Here is a 19,694-nt window from a genome sequence, read left to right on the forward strand (position 1 = left end):
GCGCACGCATGCCGCGCGACGACGCTCAATGCGTCAGCACGATCGACACCTGGATCTGGCCGCGTGTGCGCAACACTTCCAGCGACACCTCGTCGTCATGGCGGCGCAGCCTCAGATCGACACTGGAAGCGCCGAGCCTGAGGTCGCGCAGCACCACATCGTTGAGGAACTCCGGCAGCCGCGGATCGCGCAAGCGAATCTCGCCGCGCGCGGTGTCGAACTCGAGGCCAAGCGCCGCCTCCAGCAGCGTGAACGGCGTCGCGCTCGCCCAGGCCTGCGGTGCACAGGCCACGGGATAGAGCACCGGGCCGCGCCGGCGCTCGCGGCGGAAGCCGCAGAACAATTCCGGCAGCCGCCGCAGTTCCATATAGCTCGCGGCGTCGAACAGGCCCTTGAACAGATGCGCGACCGAATGCTTGAGGCCGTAGTGCGCGAATCCGAGTGCGATCAGCGCGTTGTCATGCGGCCAGATCGAGCCGTCGTGATAGGACATCGGGTTGTAGCGCACTTCGCCCGCGGCGACGGTGCGGATGCCCCAGCCCGAGAAGAACTTCTGGCTCATCAGGTCGGCGGCGACCCGTCGCGCGCGGTCTTCCCGCACCATGCCGGAAAACAATGTCTGGCCGGCATTCGAGGTGCGCACCTTGCACGGCTGCTTGGCGCCGTCGAGCGCGACCGCATAGGTGCCGAGCTCCTCGCACCAGAATGCCTCCTCGAACCGCTCGCGCAACAGCTCGGCCTCGGCTTCCAGCTTCGCGGCCTTGTCCGCAAAGCCGAGCTTGCGCGCCGCTCGCGCGGCAAGCTGCTTGCCGGCAAACACATAGCCCTGCACTTCCGCCAGCGCGATATTGCCCTCGGCAAGCGTACCGTCTGCGTGGAAGATGGCGTCGAACGAATCCTTCCAGCCTTGATTGCGAAGCCCCTCTTCGGTGGCGCGCTGATATTCGACGAAGCCGTCACGGTCGGGATCGCCCGGGCCGTCGATCCATTGCAGGCCGGCCTCGACCGCGGGCCACAGCTCGCGCAGCGTGTCCAAATCGCCGGTGCGCTCCAGATAGAGCCCGGCGAGCAGCACGAACAGCGGAGTCGAATCGACGCTGCCGTAATAATGCGCGAACGGCACCTCACGAAGCGCGGCCATTTCGCCGCCGCGCATCTCATGCAGGATCTTGCCCGGCGCGGCATCGGCCAGCGGATCGACCGCCTTGGCCTGGAACAGCGCGAGCCGCTTCAGCACGCCCTTGGCGATCCGCGGATCGACCCACAGCATCTGCAACGCGGTGATCAGTCCGTCGCGGCCAAACGTCGTCGAATACCAGGGAATGCCGGCATAGGGGTAACGGCCCTGCGGTGTCTCCGTCATCAGCATGTTGAGGTCGGCCATCGCCTGGCACAGCACCTCGTTGAAGATGTTGTTCGAGGTTTCGATGCTGGCTGCGCCGGCCGACGAGGTCCGCATCTCGCGGCGGTGCGCCAGCAGCCCGCGGAAGAACGGCACCGGCTTCTGCATGATCGGCTTGTTGCAGGAGACCGCGACGAACAGCGACGTCACCTGCCCGGGCTCGAGATCGAAATGATAGGTCGCCGCGTTGACCGACAGCCGCGTCGGCCGCGGATCGAAATGCAGCGCGGTGATCCGCGTCTGCTCGTCGAGGCCGCAATATTCCAGCACCACGTCGGTCGGTCCGAGCAGCTTGCTCGAGCCGATGCCACGCCGCGGCCGGCGCTCGCCGCGCACCTCGAACAGATCGGCAAAGTCGTTGTCGAACAGCAGCGTGAGATCGAAGCTCGCGGCATGATCGCCGTGATTCTGCAGGCCGATACGCTGATAGGCCGTGCCGCGCCACAGGAAGATCGAGCGTACGATGTGCAGCGTGTCCTTCGGCAGGGTCAGACGGTCGTCGCGATAGACGTCGGAATTGGTGAGATCGACCGTCAGCGCCGAATTGTCGTCGCGCATGTTGGAGCCGAGCAGGAGCGGCTGCACGTCCTCCAGCACCATTTCCAGCCGCGCCAGGTAGCGGGTGTCGGCGTTGAACAGGCCGTCCGGCCCGCCGGCCGAGGCGCCGATGTCGCCATGGCTGTCGAGCACGATGAAGGTGTCGTCATGCTTGAGCGAGCGCCGCGGCCGCGCCGCGGGCCCGGTCATCGGAATGTAGAACGGCGATTCGGCGACGTGCTCCGTGATGCGAGCGGTGATGATCTGCGTAACGACGTCAGCTGCCATCTGAACCTCTGGCGACTTTGCTTGGCCCGTATCCTGGTTCGAACGAACGCACCGGAACGCACAAACGCACTTGACGACGCGGGGTCAGGCCGCGCTGGTGGAAAGGCGGCCCATTTCACGCGCGACCAGGTCGCGGTAGGGGCCCCTTCCCTTCACGAGGATATCGGGCGGACCGTCCTCGACGATCCGGCCACCCTGCAGCACAAGCACGCGGTCGAAGCTGCGCAGCGTCGCGAGGCGGTGCGCGATTGCGACCACGGTACGCCCGCGCATCAGCCGCGACAACGCCTCGCGGATCGCCTCCTCGGAGTCGGCATCGAGCGCCGCGGTGGCCTCATCGAGCAGCAGGATCGGCGCATCCTTCAGGAAGGCGCGCGCGATCGCGATGCGCTGGCGCTGGCCGCCGGAGACCTTGACGCCGCGATCGCCGACGATGGTGTTCATGCCCTCGGGCAAGCTCTCGATGAAGTCGCAGCGCGCCGCGATCGCCGCCCGCAGCACCTCGTCGTCGGTGGCGTCCGGCCGGCCGTAGCGGATGTTCTCCAGGATCGAACGGTGGAACAGCGAGATATCCTGCGGCACCACCGAGATTGCGGCGCGCAGGCTCTGCTGGGTGACGCGCGAGATGTCCTGGCCGTCGACGGTGATGTTGCCCTGCTCGACGTCGTAGAAGCGCTGCAGAAGGGTAAACAGTGTTGACTTGCCGCCGCCGGAGTGGCCGACCAGGCCGACCCTCTGGCCGGGCTGGATGCGCAGGCTGAAGCGCTCGAACACCTGCAGGCCGCCGGGATAGCGGAACGAGACATTGTTGAAGGCGATCGCCGCGCCGCTCTTCACCAGCGCCTCGGCCTCCGGATGGTCCTTCAGCTCGTGCGGTTGCAACAGCGTCGCCAGGGCCTCGGTCAGCCGCGCGACATGCTGGGTGACATCGACCAGCGCAACCGCGAGATCGCGGGTGGCGCTGAGGATCGAGATGCCGAGCGTGCAGACCAGCACGACGTCGCCGGTGGTCGCCGCGCCCTGCTGCCAGAGCGAGAGGGCCCAGGCCAGCATCGCGATGGTCAGGATGACGGTCACGCCGGCGTGAATGAGACGAAGCTTCTCGAGGTAGCGCAGGGAACGGCCACGCGCGACGAGTTCCCGATTGACGGTCGCATCGAAGCGTTCGTGCTCATAGCCGAGGCCGCAGAACGCGCGTACCAGCGGCAGGTTGTTGATGACGTCGACCATTTCGCCGTCCACGGCAGCCGCCCTGTTGGCGAAATCGTCATGCAGCGGCCGGCCGGCGGCGGCGATGCGGAACATGGCCACCACCATGGTTCCGGCGATCAGGATCAGCACTGCTGACATTGTCACGCTGACTGTTCCAACCAGGGCGATCGCCGCGAAGGTCGCGATGCAGGGCGGCAACACATTCCATACGAACATGTTCTCGACGGTGAACACCGCGTTCGAGGTCGCCGTGATCCGGCTGGTCAGCATGCCCGGCAGCCGATCCGTGAAATAGCTCGGCGCGTGGCCGGTGAGATGGCGGAACATGTCGCGGCGAAGATCGCCGGTGACGCTGACAAAGGTGTAGCTCGCGGTCCAGCTCGCGATCCGCCACAGGAAGTTGTCGGCTGCGATCAGTGACATGAGCAGAGCGAATGCCAGCCATACGCCGTTCGCGGCCGACGGCCCCGCCGACAACGCATCGACCAGATTCTTCACGCCGTATTGCGTGCCTACCGAGCAGGCAACCGCCGCAACAACGGCTGACAAAATCACAACATGCGACGGCAGACGCCGGCGCAGATAGCGCAACACAAAGGGAAACGGACGATGCGCGTATCCTGACAGATGGTCCATGACGTCCTGCAAAGCTGTTGAAGGTGAACGAGAAAATTCTAGTCGAAGCTCTCGCGCACGATGACGTGAAGGGCGGCGGTGGGATTCCTTGATGCAGCCATCACTGCGCAACAATTTTGCAACGCTGGCATAGGCAAAACCGTGTTGGAGCGTGATGGCATCAGCAAGACCACAGTGTGATGGAAGAAAGAAGCGGCAGATCTCCCACATCTAAGGAACCTCGCACGTGCGAGAACGTTCCCGTCTTTGGCATGTCGGTGCCATCTGAGGGCTGAGGGTAGTTCATTCCACATTACAAACAGGAGACGGAGAGATGCGCATCGCGCAGGTTGCCCCGCTGACGGAGGCTGTTCCCCCCAAGCTCTACGGCGGCACCGAACGGGTCGTGCACTGGCTGACCGAAGAACTTGTAACACTTGGACATGACGTGACGTTGTTCGCCAGTGGCGATTCTCAAACCTCCGCGAAGCTCGATGCGACCTGGCCGAAGGCACTGCGGCTCGACGGCTCGGTCCGCGATCCCAATGCGCTCCACATGGTGATGCTGGAACGCGTGCGGCAGAAGGCCGACGACGAGGAGTTCGACTTCCTGCACTGCCATCTCGACTATTATCCGTGGTCGCTGTTCGCGCGGCAGCCGACGCCGTTCGTCACCACCTTGCACGGACGGCTCGACCTGCCGGAGCATCAGCCGGTCTTCAACACCTTCTCGAAGATTCCGGTGATCTCGATCTCCAACGCGCAGCGGCGGCCGGTGCCGCAGGCGCATTGGGTGCGCACCATCCATCACGGCCTACCGGAGAATCTGCTGACGCCGCAACCGGCGAAGCCGTCCTATCTCGCGGTACTCGGGCGCATCGCGCCGGAGAAAGGCGTCGATCGCGCGATCAAGATCGCAACCCGCTGCGGCATTCCGCTGAGGATCGCGGCCAAGGTCGATCGTGCCGACCAGGAATATTACGATGAGTTGATCAAGCCGCTGATCACCAGCAACCCGTTGGTCGAGTTCATCGGCGAAATCAGCGACCGCGAGAAGCCGGATTTTCTCAGCGGCGCGATCGGGCTCCTGGTTCCGATCGACTGGCCGGAGCCGTTCGGCCTCGTGATGATCGAAGCGATGGCCTGCGGCACGCCCGTCATCGCCTATAACCGCGGCTCGGTGCCGGAGATCATCGAGGATGGCCTGACCGGCTTTATCGTCGAGGACGAGATCAGTGCGATCTCCTCCGTCGGCCGCCTCGGAACGCTCAACCGCGACGCGATCCGCAAGCAGTTCGAGACCCGCTTCACCGCGCGGCGCATGGCGCTCGACTATCTCGCCGCCTTCCGCGGCCTGATGGAAGCCGAGCCGCGCTTCAAGCTGGTGGCGAGCGCGGAGTAGCAGTTGCAGCGGCCGATCGAATGATCCGGCGGGCCGGCCGGCACCATCCGTGCCGGTCCGTCGGGTCGTTCGATTGTCAATAATACCGTCGTCCGCGGCGGCAACTCTCACGCAGCAAAACACTACGCATGCCCGCGTCGCACGATTGCTGCGACGCACCAGCGACGACATGTTTCCCCATCAGTTCGGCTGATATCGCCTTTGCGAATGCCGAATTACGTGCTCTTATGCGCCGCGCTTGAGCAAAAAATAATAAGCGAGCGGACGGAGCAACCGTGCCGTGATCGCGCAGGGGGAACGCCATGACAGGGGACCGCAAGCCGTCGGCCATTAATAATGCCGCACCGACCAGAGCCTCACAAAACAAGCTGAACCGTCGCAAATTCCTCGCCAAGACCGGCGGCGTGCTGGCGGCAGGCGCGTTCGGCGCCGTTCCGCTGCGCGGCTGGGCGGCCGATCCGATCAACATCGGCGCGCTCTATCCGACCACCGGCAGCATGGCGCAGATCGGCGTCGGCTGCGTGGCTGCGGCCAAGCTCGCGGTCGACATGGTCAACGAGGCCGGCGGCATCAAGTCGCTCGGCGGCGCCAAGCTCAACCTCATCGTCTCGGACGTGCAGAGCGACACCACGGTGACGCGCACCGAGACCGACCGCCTGATCACGGGCAACAAGCTGTCGGCGATCCATGGCTGCTATGCCAGCGCGCTGACCTTGATCGCGAGCGAAGTCTGCGAACGGGCGAAGGTCCCGATCATCACCGGATCGAGCTCCGACCAGCTCAACAAGGGGCGCACCTACACCTTCACGCCGTTCGCACGCGCCTCGCAGTTTGCCAAGGCCCAGTTGCAGATGGCCAAGCTGGTCAGCGAGCAGGCCAAGGTCGCCGTCATTTTCGAGAACACCGCGTTCGGCACCTCGACATCGAACGGGCTGAAGGAGCTGGCGCCGGGCGAAGGCGTCGAGATCGTGATGTTCGAGCCCTACTCGGCCGGCTTCACCGACGCGAGCCCGCTGATCAACAAGGTCAAGGCCTCCGGCGCCAACACGCTGTTCTCACTGTCCTATCTCAACGACCTCATCCTGATCGTGCGCACCGTGAAGCAGGTCGGGCTCAACATCGCGATCAACGGCGGCTCCGGCGGCTTCGTGATGCCGGACTTCTACAAGAATGTCGGCAATGCCGCCGAGGGCCTGCAGGGCGTTGCGCACTGGAACCACGACGTCAGCGACGACGCGCAGAAGGTGAATGTCGAATTCAAGAAGCGCACCGGCGAGTTCGCGTTCGAATATGCCGGCGGCCTGGTCGCGCAGACCTTCATGCTGGCCGACGCGCTGGAGCGCGCCGCCTCCGCCGATCCCAAGAAGGTGCGCGAGGCGCTCTCGACGCTCGATGTCTCCTCGGGCTTTGCTGCGATGGCGCCGGGCGGCAAGGTGAAGTTCGGGCCGGACGGCAAGAACGTCTACGGCCGCCCGGTCGGCGTGCAGTGGCAGAACACCGATCTCGTCAGCGTCTTCCCGAAGGAAGACGCCCGCGCCCCCCTGATGAAGACCTGAGCCGCGGTCGCATCGCATGTGGGAGACACTGGCCCAGGCCGTGATCAACGGCCTGCTCATCGGCGGCATCTACGCGCTTGTCAGCATCGGCGTCACGCTGATCTTCGGCGTGGTCAAGATCGTCAACTTCGCCCAGGGCGAGTTCGTGATGATCGGGATGTATATCTCGTTCTTCCTCGCCACCCAGTTCGGCATCGATCCACTGGTCTCGCTCGTGGTCTCGATGCCGGTGCTGTTCCTCGCCGGCGTCCTGATCCAGCATTTCCTGATCCGCAGGGTGCTGGGGCCGAACGACATGCCGCAGATCTTCCTGACCTTCGCGCTGTCGCTGTTGCTGCTCAATCTCTCGCTGATGTTGTTCAGCGCCAATTACCGCACCGTCCACGCGTCCTATTCGGATGCGGCGTGGCATATCGGCGGGCTGTACATCCCGGTGGCGAAACTGATCGCCTTCGCGGTCGCGATGGCGCTGAGCGGGCTGCTGTGGGTATTCCTGCACACCACCGATCTCGGCCGCGCGATGCGCGCCGCATCGCAGAACCGCGACGTCGCGATGCTGATGGGGATCAACCCGAACCGCGTGTTCGCGGTCGCGTTCGGCACCGCGCTGGCGCTCGCGGGCGCCGCCGGCTCGCTGCTGATGCCGTTCTATTCAGCCTATCCATTCGTCGGCCAGGTGTTCGTGCTGATGGCGTTCGTCGCGGTCGTGATGGGCACGCTCGGCAATGTGATGGGCGCGCTGATCGCAAGCCTGATGATGGGCGTCGCGGAATCGCTCGGCATCCAGTTCGTCGGCGCCGATTCCGGCTTGATCGTGGTGTTCGCGCTGCTGCTGCTGACGCTCGCGGTCAGGCCGAGCGGGCTCGGCGCCAGGAGGGGCCGGTGATGCAGACGTCCAGCAACTTCAAATGGCTGTGGCTCGCGATCGGGGCGGTCGTCATGCTCGCCTTGCCCCAGCTCGTCACCTCATCGTTCGCGATCGACATCTTCATCCGCATCCTGCTGTTCTCCTTCATCGGCGTCGCCTGGAACCTGATGGGCGGCTACGCCAAGCAGCTGTCGCTCGGCCACGCCGCGTATTTCGGGCTCGGCGCCTACACCTCCACCATCATGCAGGTGAACTACGGCATCTCGCCCTGGATCGGGATGATCGCGGGCGGCGTGGTCGCGATGCTCGCAAGCCTGCCGATCGGCTGGCTCTGCTTCCGCCTGCGCGGCCCCTATTTCACCATCGCCACCATCGCGACCGCCCAGGTGCTGATGCTGATCTTTCTCAAGTTCCGCGACTTCGCCTGGGGCGCCGAAGGCACCACGATCCCGAACCTCGGCAGCGCGCCGCTGATGATGCAGTTCGAGGAGAAGTCGTCTTACTATTACGTCGTGCTCGGCCTGCTCGTGGTCGGGCTGTGGATCACCCACAGGATCGAGAAATCCTGGATCGGCTACTATCTCGTCGCGATCGGCGAGGATGAGGACGCCGCCGAGGCGGTCGGCGTCAACGCGCCGAAGGTCAAGCGCGACATCTACATGATCAGCGCGCTCCTGACCGCGCTCGCCGGCACCTTCTACACGCAATACATCTACTTCATCGATCCCGCGACCGCATTCAGCTTCAACGTCTCGATCGAGGCGGCGCTGGTGTCGATCGTCGGCGGCATCGGCACGCTGTGGGGCCCGGTGATCGGCACCGTGCTGCTGGAGACCACCTCGGCGCTGCTGCAAAGCTGGCTCGGCAGCTCGGTCGGCGGTATCCAGCTCACGGTCTACAGCCTGATCCTGATGGCTGTCATCCTGTGGCGTCCGACCGGACTGATCGGGTTCGCGACCGACATCTATCACCGCACCGCCCGGCGCAAGCCGGCGCGCGCCTGAGGTCGTCGCGATGGCAGAAGCACTCGTCATCAAGGGTCTCAGCAAGCGCTTCGGCGGCCTGCGCGCCGTGCAGGACGTCAGCTTCACGGTGCAGGAGAACGAGACGGTCGCGCTGATCGGGCCGAACGGCGCCGGCAAGACCACGAGCTTTCACCTGATCACGGGATTTCATCGACCGGATTCCGGCTCGGTGCTCGCCTTCGGTCACGAGATCGTGGGGCTCAAGCCGCATGATGTCTGCGCGCTGGGCCTTGCCCGCACCTTCCAGGTGGCAAAGCCGTTCGGCGCGATGACCGTGCTCGCCAATGTGATGACCGGCGCGTTCCTGCGCGACCGGCATATCGCGGCCGCGCGCAACAAGGCGCTCGAGGCGATCGAGTTCGTCGGCCTCTCCGCCAAGGAGCAGACGCCGGCCAAGGACCTCACCACCATCGACCAGCGCCGGCTTGAAATGGCCCGCGCGCTGGCAACGCAGCCCAGGATCCTGCTGCTCGACGAGGTGATGGCCGGACTCAACCCGGCCGAGATCGACCAGGCGGTGGCGCTGGTGAAGAAGCTCTCCGCCAGCGGCCTGACCATCGTGATCGTGGAGCATGTGATGCGCGCGATCATGGCGGTGGCCCGCCACATCGTGGTGCTCGACCACGGCCAGAAGATCGCCGAAGGCGCGCCGAAGGAGATCGTGGAGAATCCGGAAGTGATCCGCGCCTATCTCGGGTCCTATGTGCATCCGCCGGCGCAGGGAGACGCCCATGCTTGAGCTGTCCCGCGTCAGCGCCAGCTACGGCTCGGTCCCTGCCATCACCGATGTCAGCATCTCGATTGGTGAAGGCGAAGCCGTCGGCCTGTTAGGCGCCAACGGCGCCGGCAAGAGCACGACGCTGCGCGCCGTCTCCGGCCTCGTCAAGCTGTTCGGCGGCAAGGTCACGTTCGACGGCGTCGACCTCGCCACGCTGCCGCCCTACCGGATTCCCGAGCTCGGCATCGCGCATGTCCCGGAAGGCCGCCAGGTGTTCCCGGAAATGACGGTGCAGGAGAATCTCGAGATCGGCGCCTACACGCCGAAGGCCAAGGCGGACCGCGCGCGCACGATGGAGCTCGTCTACAGCATCTTCCCGCGGCTCGCCGACCGCAGGAAACAGCTCGCCGGCACCATGAGCGGCGGCGAGCAGCAGATGGTCGCGGTCGGCCGCGGGCTGATGCTGAAGCCCCGCCTGCTGATGCTGGACGAGCCCTCGCTCGGCCTCGCGCCTGTGATGACCGACGTGACCTTCGAGAAGATCGGCGAGATCCACAAAATGGGCACCGCGATCCTCTTGGTCGAGCAGAATGTCAGCCGCGCGCTGTCGCTGGTGCAGCGCGCCTATGTGCTGGAGAGCGGCAACGTGATCATGCAGGGCACCAGCGCCGAGCTCGCCAACAACAAACAGGTGCAGGCGGCGTATCTCGGGATTTGAGACCGCGCCCCGGGGGCGACCCGTCCCGTCATTGCGAGCGAAGCGAAGCAATCCGCTTCGTCGTTCACAATGACGCAACACATCTGGGCATCCCGTCATCCTGAGGTGCGAGCCTTGCGGCGCCATTGCGCCGCTGGGCGAGCCTCGAAGGATGAATCGGCCGGGCTGTCGCCCTTCGAGACGCCGCTGCGCGGCTCCTCAGGGTGACGGTCGTTGTTCTGTATGTGCGGCTCTACGTCACCGCCGTCCGCTTCGGCTCGACAATCTCGAACATCCGCGGGAATTCGTCCATCAGCGCCATCAATTCATCGAGCCGCTGCGGCTCGCCTGATGCCTTGATCCTGCCGGCATCGACGGCGTCCAGGAAAGTGGTCAGCTTGGCGATGACCTCGTCGAGCACGCTGCGCGCCAGCGTGAAGCTCGCATGCGCATCGGCCGCCTGCGCATCCCCAACGTAGGTCAGGGCTGAATTCTCGAGATTGAGCACGAAGGTCTCGCCGGTATCAGTGAAGCTCCAGTTCAGCACGATGCGCTTGCCCTCGGCCTTGGGGCCGTTGAGGCGGATGCCGAGCACGTCCCAAAGCTGCTCGGTGCGCAGCGCGGCCAGCGTCTCGCGCGGCATCGGCGAGCGCGGCGGCGTCTTCGGCATGCCCTGCCGCAGTTCCTGCGCGCCGAACAGATAGGCGTTGCGCCAGGTCGAGCTTTCCGCGGCATAGCCGAGCTGCTCGAACGTGTCGGCGAGGAGCGAACGCGCGGCCTGATTATCAGGCTCGGCGAACACGAGATGGCTGACGGCCTGCGCCACGAAGCGGAATTCGCCCTTGGCAAAATCGGCCGCGGCGCGTTTCAGGATCGCGTCGGCGCCGCCCATATACTCGACATATTTCCTGCCGGCCTCGACCGGCGGCAGCGGATCGAGGTTGACCGGATTGGCGTCGTACCAGCCGAGATATTTCTGGTAGATCGCCTTCACATTGTGCCTGATGTGGCCGTAGTAACCGCGGCCGTGCCAGGCGCCCTCCAGGCTCTGCGGCAGGCGGATCGTCTCGGCGATCTCGGCTGCGTTGAGCCCATGGTTCATCAGCCGGATGGTCTGGTCGTGCGCGTATTTGTAGAGGTCGCGCTGTTCGCGGATCATGCTGTCAATCCGCGCCTGCCCCCACACCGGCCAGTGGTGCTGGCCGCACATCGCTTCCGCCTTGCCGCCCCACATCTGCAACGCCTCGCCGAGATATTTCGACCAGGCCAGCGCATCGCGCACATCGGCACCGCGGAACGGCAGCAGATTGTGGAAATTGTGGGTGCAGTTCTCGGCGAGATTCAAGAGCTTGTAGCGCGGGATGAAGAAATGCATCTCCGCCGGCGCCTCGCTGTTCGGCGCCATCTGGAATTCGAACTCGACGCCGTCGATCACGCGCTTGTCGCCGGTCGCGATGATCAAATCGGTCGGCCGCAGCAGCGCCACACCGCCCGCCGCCATGGTCTTGCCGAGGCCGCAGTCGACATGGCCGCGCACGCCCTTGGCGAGGAACGGCCCGAACTGGTATTGTGCACGGCGCAGCATCGCCGGCCCCGCGATGATGTTCTCGGAGACCGCGTGCTCCATGAAGAAATTCGGCGCGATGATCGGCACGCCCGCCGCCAGCATGGCGTCGTCGAGCACGCCGCGCGCGCCGCCCCAATGGTCGGTGTGGGTGTGGGTGAAGATGACGGCGGCGACCGGCCGCTTGCCGCGATGCTGGAAGTATAGCTCCATCGCGGCGCGCGCGCCCTCGATCGAGGTCAGCGTGTCGACCACGATGACGCCCTTGTCGCCCTCGATCAGCGTCATGTTGGCGATGTCGAGGCCACGCACCTGGTAGACACCCGGCACCACTTCGAACAGGCCGTGATGCATGTTGAGCCGCGACTGCCGCCACAGGCTCGGATCGACGGTCGCGGGCGCTTTCTCCTCCGACAGGAATCCGTAAGGCTCGAGGCTCCAAACTACCCTGCCCTGGGTCGAGGTCACGCGCGCGTTCTCGATCGTGCCGAGAAAGCCGCGCGCGGCGTCGTCGAAGTCCCTGGTGTCGGCGAACGGCAGCGCCTTCAGCGTCGCCGCGTGCTGCGCGATGACCGGCGCGGATGCCGCCTTCGGACCTTCGTGTGACGTTTCGCTTGCGGTTGTCTGGGCCATACTCAAGCACTCCCTCGATTGGCGGAAATCGGTTCCGATCGCGCTTCCCTCAGCGGAATTGCACGCCCTCGAACTGGCCACTGCGACGCCAGCCGTCGATATATTTGAAGTAAGCCAGCGCGCCCGACGGATGGCCGACATTGAGCTTTGCAGCGGGACCCGGCTCGCGCCCCTCATTGTTGTAGTAGCCGGGCGTGCAATCGGGGCCGCCGATCATCCGGCCGACACCAGTCAGCAGCAGTTCGACCCAGCGATCCTCGGCTTCCTTGCTGACTTCGATTTCCTTGAAGCCGTTGTCCTGCGCGTGGCGGACCATCAGCGCGATGGTCCGCGCCGCTTCGGTCAGGTTGTGCGGCACGTTGGAGATCAGATTGGCGCCCTGGGTCGGCTGCACGAAGAACACGTTGGGGAAACCGTGCACGTGGATGCCGTGCTTGGTGCGCATGCCCTCGGCCCAATGCTCCGACAGCTTGATGCCGTCGCGGCCGATCAGATCGAAGCCTGCGCGACGCTTGTACTCGGTACCAACCTCGAAGCCGGACGCATAGATGATGCAATCGAGCGCGTATTCCTTGTCCCCGACGACGATCCCGTTCTCGGTGATCTCCTCGACGCCCTTGCCGTCGGTATCGACCAGATGGGTGCCCGGCGTATTGAACGCCTGCAGATAGGCGTCGTGGAAGCACGGGCGCTTGCAGAGCTGGCCGTACCAGGCCTTGAGATTCCTGGCGGTGTCGGCATCGCGGACGATGGTGTCGATCCGGTTGCGGATTTCCTCCATCTTCTCGAAGTCGGAATCCTCGAACGCCGCCCGCATGTTTTCCACGCTTCGCTGCTCGCGCGGCAGCAGCATGATCTTGGCGCGGATCCGCTTCGACAGGTCGGTCCAGCCGTCCTGCACCAGATCTTCCTCGGCCGATCCGCCGGCCTGGTTGGCGGTGAAATTCTCCAGCCAGCGCTGTTGCCAGCCCGGCGTCGCGATCTCGGCAAACCAGTCGGGATCGATCGGCCCGTTGCCACGCACATCGACCGACGACGGCGTGCGCTGGAATACGTAGAGCTCCTTGCAGGCGCGCGCGAGGTGCGGAATGCATTGCACCGAGGTCGCGCCGGTGCCGATGATGCCGACGCGCTTGTCGGCAAGCTTCTCCATGAGCGCGCCTTTGGGGTCACCGCCGGTGTAGTCGTAATCCCAGCGGCTGGTGTGGAACGAGTGGCCCTTGAAGCGCTCGATGCCGGGAATGCCGGGCAGCTTCGGCACGTGCAGCGGGCCGGTGCCGATGCCGACATATTGCGCGGTGAACGCGTCGTCCCGCGTGGTGCGGATGATCCAGCGCGATTGCGCCGTGTCCCAATCGAGGCTCGTCACCTCGGTGTGGAACAGCGCATTGTCGTAGAGATTGAATTGCCTCCCGATCCGCTGGCAGTGCGCGAGGATCTCCGGCGCATGCGCGTATTTCTCGGACGGCATGTGGCCGGTCTCTTCGAGCAGCGGCATGTAGACCATCGACGCCGTGTCGCATTGCGCGCCGGGATACCGGTTCCAGTACCAGGTGCCGCCGAAATCGCCGCCCTTCTCGACAATGCGGACGTCCTTGATGCCGGCCTCGGTCAGCCGCGCCGCGGTGGCGAGCCCGGCGAAGCCGCCGCCGATAAAGGCGAAGGTGACGTGATCGGTCTTCGGCGCGCGCTCAACGACCGGCGTGTAGGGATCGTCGAGATAATGCGCGAGCTGGCCCTTGATCTGGAGATACTGGTCATTGCCGTCGGGACGCAGCCGCTTGTTGCGCTCCTCCTGATACTTCAGGCGCAGCCGCGCCTTGTCGATCGCGGCGGGCTTTGCGTCTCGGGCTTGCTCGGTCATCGTCATCGGAGGGCGCCTCGCTCCAGCGGTCCTTATCCTTATTCTCGGCAGATAAACCGATATCGATACGATTTGCAAATTCATTCCGATATATTGACAAATCCGACCATCTGAGACCAATATTCCGTATGACAGCATCTTCCCCTGCCGAGGTTCAGGCGGATCCGTCCTTTGCAACCACCCTGGCGCATGGCCTCGACGTGCTGGCGGCGTTTCGCCGTCATCCCGGCTCGCTGTCGAATGCCGAACTCGCGTTGCATACCGGCCTGTCGCGACCGACGGTGTCGCGGCTGACCTACACGCTCGAGCAGCTCGGCTATCTCAGGCGCGACACCAAGGGCCGCTTCGTGCTCGGACTGGGCGCGCTCGCCGCCGCCTACCCCGTGCTGTCGGCATTGAAGGTGCGCCAACTGGCGCGTCCGCTGATGCGCGACTTCGCGACCTATGCCGGCGGCACGGTGTCGATCGCGATGCCGTTCGGGATCGACTTCATCTATGTCGAGACGCTGCGCACGACGGATACGGCGCCGCACGTGCCCGACGTCGGCTTTGTCAGCACGCTGGCGCCGACCGCGGTGGGGCGCGCCCTGCTGTCGCTGTTCACCGAGCAAGAGCTCGGCGCCTATGTCGCGCGCGTCAAGGCCGAGCGCCCCGACGAGTTCGACTACGTGCAGAAGCGCACCTTGCCCGACATCGAATTGTGCCGCGAGCGCGGCTTTGCCGTCTCGCTCGGCGAATGGCGGCGCGAGATCTTCGGCGTCGCCGCCCCGCTCTATCGCACGCCGACCGGCGAATGCCTGTCGGTCAATTGCGGCGTCCCCTCCTTCCGCTTCAGCGCCGAGCAGATCGAGCGCGAATGCGGCCCGCGCATCCTCGGACTCGCCCGCAGCATCCGCGCGCTGGTGGAGGAAGGTTAGGCGGCGAACCGACGGCACGCTCACATCATTGCGAGGCGGCGACGGCCGCGGCGCCACTACTCATGCGATGCCGGACCGCTGTCGCGATAGGCCCACAGGCATTCGCGCGGCAACGCGACCTGTGCCTCGACGCCGACCTGATGGCGCGCGGCGGTGCCGAGCTCGATCGCTTCCAGCCGCTTGCCGAACAGCTCGATGCCGTAGGCAGTCTGGGTGCCCTGATATCTGCGGTCGAGCACCTTTGCCGAGAACGTGTTGGCGCCGTCGGGCCGGCCGATCGCGATGTTCTCGGGCCGCAGCGCGATCCGCACTTTCTCGTCGGGCTTGAGCGTCTGGCACAGCGCGACCTCCCCTTGCCGGCCGTCACCGAAATCGACCACCCCATAGCGGCCATTGCATGTGACGAGCGTGCCTGCGAGCTCGTTGGTTGCGCCGGTGAAATTGGCGACGAACAGATCGGCCGGACGATTATAGATCACGTCGGGCGTGTCCATCTGCAACAGCTTGCCGTCGCGCATCACCCCGATCCGGTCGCCGAGCACGACCGCCTCGGCCTGGTCATGGGTGACGTAGAGCGCGGTCATCCCGGTCTGCTTGAGGATGACGCGAAGGTCGTCGCGCAGCCGCAGGCGCAATTTGGCATCGAGGTTCGACAGCGGCTCGTCGAGCAGCAACAGTTGCGGCCGGTACACCATGCTGCGCGCCAGCGCGACGCGCTGCATCTGGCCGCCCGACAGCGCCACCACCGGCCGGTCGGCATAATCGGACAGTCCGACCAGCGCCAGCGCCTCCTCGACCATGCGGGCAGCATCGGTGCGCCCGATCTTGCGGTGCTTCAGCGGATAGATCACGTTCTGCCGCACCGTCATATGCGGCCACACCGCATAGGACTGGAACACCATGCCGAGATCGCGCGAACGCGGCGGCACGAGGATGCCGTTTGCCGGCGAGGAGACCACCCGCCCGGAAATGCTGATCTCGCCGCCGGTCGGATGCTCGAGCCCGGCGACGCAGCGCAGCGTCGTGGTCTTGCCGCAGCCGGACGGCCCCAGCAGCACCACGATCTCGCCGGCCGGCACGCCAAAGCTGACGCCGTCGATGGCCGGGCGGCCGATCGAAAACTGCTTCCTGAGATCGGTGACTTCGAGCGTCGCCGTCATCGCTGCACCATCAGCCTATTGCCGGTAGCCAAACGTCTTATCCCAGTCCGCGACCCACGCCGCATGCAGCTTCACATACTCGTTGAACTTCGGATACCAGAGCTTGACCACCTTTGGATCGAACCCCTCCGGATATGCCGGCGGTGCCTTCAGGGATGTGAGATTGCCGAGCTCCTTGATCATGAAGGTCTGCCCTTCCTTGGACAGACACCAGTTCAGGAACAGCTTTGCTGCATTGGGATGGGCCGCCGTCTTCGGAATGCCGGTCGCGTAGGGATTGACCGGGGCACCTTCAGGCGGAAAGAAGATCTCGATCGGCGCGCCGTCCTTCTTCTTTTGGTAGATCACGTTGTAGAGCAGCGGCGCGATCGCGATCTCGCCGCGCACCAGCGCATCGGCCGTCGGCGCGCCGGAGGGATACAGCACCGGATGGGTCGCCGCCTGCTTTGCCCAATAGTCTTCGCCGAGCACCTGGCGCTCGAACATGATCCGCGTCCAGGTGGTGCCGCCGGACTGCGCGAACACCTGCCCGATCAGCTTGTCATATTGCGGCTTGGTCAGGTCCATCCAGGATTTCGGCGGGTCCTTCACCAGCTCGGTGTTGTAGGCGATCGACCAGGCGATCGTCGCGCGCGGCCAGTATTTCGGCGAGATCAGCGCGTGCGGATCGTAATCGGCCGCGTTCGGCGGCGCGTAATCCTGGAACAGGTCCTCCAGCGGCTGCATCAGCGCGCGGTCGGAATGGTCGACGACGTCGGCGATCAGCTTGCCGGCCGCGGCCTCAGTCTTCACGCGGGTGATCAGCTGGCCGCCGGGCGCCCGGACCATCTCGACCTTGATCTCGGGAAAGCGCTTGTTGAAGGCCTTGATGACCTGCTGCTCGATCTCGGCGAAGTTCGCGGTGTAGTAGACGAGCTTGCCTTCGGACTTGGCCGCCGCGATCAACTCCGCCGAGCCGAACTCCTGCGCCTGTGCCGCAGGCGCCAATGCAAGCGTCGCCACGCTTGCCAAGGCCAGTGTGGTGAAGGTTCGTCTATCCATCGCAATCCTCCCCTTATTCGTTGTTATCCGGTCCGCGCCACGTTGCCCTGCGCCGATCCGCGCGACAGCCAGTTGGCGCCGCCGATCAGGACACCGAGCAGCACGGTCTGCACCAGGCTGAAGGCCGCGGTCTTGCCGATATTGCCGCCCTCATAATAGTCGAGCAGCAGCACCGACATCACCATGGTGTTGCTGGTGTAGAGGAACAGCGACGAGCCGAGCTCGCGGATCGCCAGCACGAACAGCAGCGTCATCGACGCCAGCACCCCCGGCCGCGCCAGCGGCAACACGATCGTCCTGATGGTGCCGAGCATGCCCTTGCCGCAGACCCAGGCGGCCTCCTCGAGTTCGCGGTGGATTTGCAGGAACGAAGTCGAGAGCGCTTTCACGGTGTCCGGCATGAAGCGCGCAATGAAGGCCAGCGCGAGAATCCAGATCGTGCCGTAGAGCCCGCCCGGCACGCCGATCCAGGCCCAGAGATAGGCGACGCCGACCACCAGCCCGGGGATCGCGACCGGCAGGGCCGAGATCAGGTCGATGGCGCCGCGTCCGCTGACGCGGGTGCGATGGATGGTGTAGCCGATCGCAAAGGCGAGCGCGCCGCCGACAACAGCCGTGATGACGCCGACCTCGACCGCATTGTAGATCGACCGCATCGTCAACGGATTGTCGAAGATGCTCTCGAAATGCGTCAGCGAGTATTGCCGCATGTCGAACAGGCTCGCGACGTCGCGGATGAACATGAATTTGCGGAACGCCGCGACGATCAGCGCCAGCGACGGCAGCACCACGACGATGAGAAGGTAGACGATGCCGATCGCGAAGGTGAGCCAGCGCCACGGCCCGAGATCGAGGCTGCGCGGCCGGAACGCCTTGCCCGCGACGGTGGTATAGCTGCGTCCGCTCAGCAATTTCTGCTGCAGATAGACCAGCAGCCCCGTGACCACCATCAGGATGATCGCGACCGCCGCCGCGGTGTTGTAGAGCGGCGGCGACCAGTTGGTGAGCTTGAAGATATAGGTGGTGAGCACGTTCAGGTTGGTCGGCGCGCCGAGCACGGCGGGGATGCCGTAGATACCGAGCATCACGATGAAGGACAGCAGCATGCCCGAGACGATCGCCGGCATGATCAGCGGGAACGTCACCGTGAACAGGGTCGCGACCGGGCTCGCGCCGGAGATTTCCGCGGCCTCCTCCAGGCTCGGGTCCATGTTGCGCAGCGCCGACGAGGTGAACATGTAGACATAGGGCGCGTAGTAGATGCCGAACACGAACACCAGGCCCCACATCGAATAGAGATCGACGCGCAGGTCGGAGCCCATCCACTTGAACATCGTGTTGATCAAGCCGGTCTTCGGCGAGCCGAGAATGGCCCAGGCCACCCCCGCGACCAGCGGCGGCGCGAACAGCGGCAGGATGCTGGCCGCGGCGATGAAGCCCTTGAACGGCGTGTTGGTGCGCACCACGATCCAGGAGAACAGGAGCCCGATCGCGACCGCGATCACCGTGCCGCCACCGCAGGCAATCAGCGTGTTGAGCAGCGCTTCGGCGACGTTCGGATTGGCCAGCACGGCGAGGAAATTGGCGATCGACAAATGGCTCAGGCTGAGACGGATGCCGTCGACCACCGGATTGGTGTCGGTGAGCGCGCCGAGCAGCAGCATGAAGACGGGATAGATGACCAGGAAGGTCAGGATCGCCAGCAATGCCGCGACCCAGAGGCCGGTGAACGCGCGGCGGCGAGTTCCCTCGCTGGCGCTTCGCATGGCTTCGCTGCGCCGGTCGGCCTGTCCGTGCAATGCGCGTTCCCTCTTGCGGCCCGATCTGACGCCGGGCCTGCTTGTATACCAAGGTAGTCGATCGCGACTGTGACGCAAGCTATCCGAAAGTCGCTTCGGCGCGTTTCTGTGACGCACCATGGGAACACGAAATCGATTGATCGCGTTCGCACGCTGCATCCACCGCCGTCGTCCCGGCGAAGGCCGGGACCCATACTCCGCGGCGGATGTCTTGAACGGGACTCGTCGTTCCAACACGCCCGACAAGCAGCATCGGTGGTTATGGGTCCCCTGAGTTCACAAACGAAGTGCAACACTTCCTTGAGGAGGTGTTGCCATGGGGCGGACTTACAAGCAGCTCTCTCTGGACGACCGATGCGAGATTGCCTGCCTATCGGCCAATGGCAGCTCGGTCCG

14 protein-coding genes are annotated in these 19,694 nt (G+C 64.9%); 7 read left to right on the top strand and 7 right to left on the bottom strand.

What is annotated here, in order from left to right; all coding sequences use genetic code 11:
• Positions 1-25: 25 nt before the first annotated feature.
• Together I6F38_RS34495 and I6F38_RS34500 are read right to left on the bottom strand one after the other, a co-directional pair.
• Positions 26-2,227, bottom strand: a complete 2,202-nt coding sequence (locus I6F38_RS34495) for an amylo-alpha-1,6-glucosidase (RefSeq protein WP_225163561.1) — start codon at positions 2,225-2,227, stop codon at positions 26-28.
• 84 nt (positions 2,228-2,311) lie between these two features.
• Complete coding sequence (locus tag I6F38_RS34500; RefSeq protein WP_092082665.1) at positions 2,312-4,075, bottom strand: ABC transporter ATP-binding protein; 1,764 nt, start codon at positions 4,073-4,075, stop codon at positions 2,312-2,314.
• A gap of 313 nt (positions 4,076-4,388) precedes the next feature.
• Here I6F38_RS34500 and I6F38_RS34505 point away from each other — a divergent pair, with 313 nt between their 5' ends.
• The 6 genes from I6F38_RS34505 (at position 4,389) to I6F38_RS34530 (ending at position 10,341) form a co-directional block, all read left to right on the top strand.
• Positions 4,389-5,456, top strand: coding sequence for a glycosyltransferase family 4 protein (locus I6F38_RS34505; RefSeq protein WP_057017535.1), 1,068 nt, complete (start codon positions 4,389-4,391; stop codon positions 5,454-5,456).
• A gap of 302 nt (positions 5,457-5,758) precedes the next feature.
• Positions 5,759-7,012: an ABC transporter substrate-binding protein gene (locus tag I6F38_RS34510; protein ID WP_168857900.1), complete on the top strand. Its 1,254-nt coding sequence runs from the start codon at positions 5,759-5,761 to the stop codon at positions 7,010-7,012.
• A gap of 16 nt (positions 7,013-7,028) precedes the next feature.
• Positions 7,029-7,898 carry a branched-chain amino acid ABC transporter permease gene (locus tag I6F38_RS34515; RefSeq protein WP_225163562.1) on the top strand — a complete coding sequence of 290 codons (870 nt, stop codon included), beginning with the start codon at positions 7,029-7,031 and terminating at the stop codon, positions 7,896-7,898.
• The gene (locus I6F38_RS34520) at positions 7,898-8,884 is read left to right on the top strand and encodes a branched-chain amino acid ABC transporter permease (protein ID WP_225163563.1); all 987 of its coding nucleotides are present in this window, start codon (positions 7,898-7,900) and stop codon (positions 8,882-8,884) included. Before I6F38_RS34515 ends, I6F38_RS34520 begins: the two co-directional genes overlap by 1 nt.
• A gap of 10 nt (positions 8,885-8,894) precedes the next feature.
• Positions 8,895-9,644 (top strand): ABC transporter ATP-binding protein, encoded by a 750-nt coding sequence (locus I6F38_RS34525; RefSeq protein WP_225163564.1) that lies wholly within the window; start codon positions 8,895-8,897, stop codon positions 9,642-9,644.
• Positions 9,637-10,341 (top strand): ABC transporter ATP-binding protein, encoded by a 705-nt coding sequence (locus tag I6F38_RS34530; protein WP_225163565.1) that lies wholly within the window; start codon positions 9,637-9,639, stop codon positions 10,339-10,341. Before I6F38_RS34525 ends, I6F38_RS34530 begins: the two co-directional genes overlap by 8 nt.
• A 232-nt stretch (positions 10,342-10,573) precedes the next feature.
• On the opposite strand, the gene I6F38_RS34535 is transcribed toward I6F38_RS34530, so the two are convergent.
• Both I6F38_RS34535 and I6F38_RS34540 read right to left on the bottom strand, forming a co-directional pair.
• Positions 10,574-12,517, bottom strand: a complete 1,944-nt coding sequence (locus tag I6F38_RS34535; protein ID WP_225163566.1) for an alkyl sulfatase dimerization domain-containing protein — start codon at positions 12,515-12,517, stop codon at positions 10,574-10,576.
• Positions 12,518-12,566: 49 nt separating this feature from the next.
• Positions 12,567-14,387 (bottom strand): NAD(P)/FAD-dependent oxidoreductase, encoded by a 1,821-nt coding sequence (locus I6F38_RS34540; protein ID WP_225163567.1) that lies wholly within the window; start codon positions 14,385-14,387, stop codon positions 12,567-12,569.
• A gap of 122 nt (positions 14,388-14,509) precedes the next feature.
• Between I6F38_RS34540 and I6F38_RS34545 the strand changes: the two genes are divergently transcribed.
• A complete protein-coding gene (locus tag I6F38_RS34545; RefSeq protein ID WP_225163568.1) occupies positions 14,510-15,298 on the top strand; it encodes an IclR family transcriptional regulator in 789 nt (262 codons plus the stop codon).
• Between the two features lie 56 nt (positions 15,299-15,354).
• On the opposite strand, the gene I6F38_RS34550 is transcribed toward I6F38_RS34545, so the two are convergent.
• The 3 genes from I6F38_RS34550 to I6F38_RS34560 are packed head-to-tail and all read right to left on the bottom strand — an operon-like array spanning position 15,355 to position 19,265.
• Positions 15,355-16,458, bottom strand: a complete 1,104-nt coding sequence (locus I6F38_RS34550; protein WP_225163569.1) for an ABC transporter ATP-binding protein — start codon at positions 16,456-16,458, stop codon at positions 15,355-15,357.
• 15 nt (positions 16,459-16,473) lie between these two features.
• Positions 16,474-17,499, bottom strand: coding sequence for an extracellular solute-binding protein (locus I6F38_RS34555; protein ID WP_225163570.1), 1,026 nt, complete (start codon positions 17,497-17,499; stop codon positions 16,474-16,476).
• Positions 17,500-17,522: 23 nt separating this feature from the next.
• Positions 17,523-19,265, bottom strand: a complete 1,743-nt coding sequence (locus I6F38_RS34560) for an iron ABC transporter permease (protein WP_225163571.1) — start codon at positions 19,263-19,265, stop codon at positions 17,523-17,525.
• Positions 19,266-19,694: the final 429 nt, after the last annotated feature.

The sequence above is a fragment of the Bradyrhizobium sp. BRP56 genome, from assembly GCF_020194035.1.
Lineage (GTDB): Bacteria > Pseudomonadota > Alphaproteobacteria > Rhizobiales > Xanthobacteraceae > Bradyrhizobium > Bradyrhizobium australafricanum.